A 514-nucleotide genomic window follows, 5' to 3' on the forward strand; every position below is an offset into this window, starting at 1 on the left:
ACAGTTCCGGCCGGTACTGCGCGTCCTTCGTTGTGGAGACCGGCCCGGAACCGGCCCTCGCCCAGACGGAGCGTGTGATCGGCATCGATCTGGGGTTGACGCACTTCGCGGTCCTCTCCGACGGTACGAAGATCGCTTCTCCTCGGTTTCTGCGCCGGGCCGAGAAACGCCTGAAGAAGACGTAACGGGACCTGTCCTGCAAGAAGAAGGGCTCGAACAACCGGGCCAAGGCCCGGCTGGAAGTCGCCCGTGCGCATGCGTGGGTGGCCGACGCGCGGCGCGAGTTCCACCAGCAGCTCTCCACAAGGCTGATCCGCGAGAACCAAGCGGTCGCGGTGGAGGACCTGGCGGTCAAGGGACTCGCCCGTACCCGGCTGGCCAAGTCAGTGCACGACGCCGGCTGGTCCGCGTTCGTCGCCATGCTGGAGTACAAGGCCGCCCGGTACGGCCGGACGCTGGTCCGGATCGGACGGTTCGAGCCGACGTCGCGGGTCTGTTCGGCCTGCGGGGTGAA

At 67.5% G+C, this 514-nt stretch carries 1 protein-coding gene and 1 pseudogene; both read left to right on the forward strand.

Translation table 11 applies throughout. From position 1 onward, the window contains the following. Positions 1-74: 74 nt before the first annotated feature. A pseudogene (locus AC08OX_RS10300) lies at positions 75-449 on the forward strand (RNA-guided endonuclease InsQ/TnpB family protein); the annotation flags it as partial. Next, positions 423-514 (forward strand): zinc ribbon domain-containing protein (locus AC08OX_RS10305; protein WP_476607614.1); only part of this gene is annotated, 92 nt, incomplete at its 3' end. The pseudogene AC08OX_RS10300 and the gene AC08OX_RS10305, both read left to right, overlap by 27 nt.

Source organism: Frankia sp. CoBUL1 (assembly GCF_978021245.1).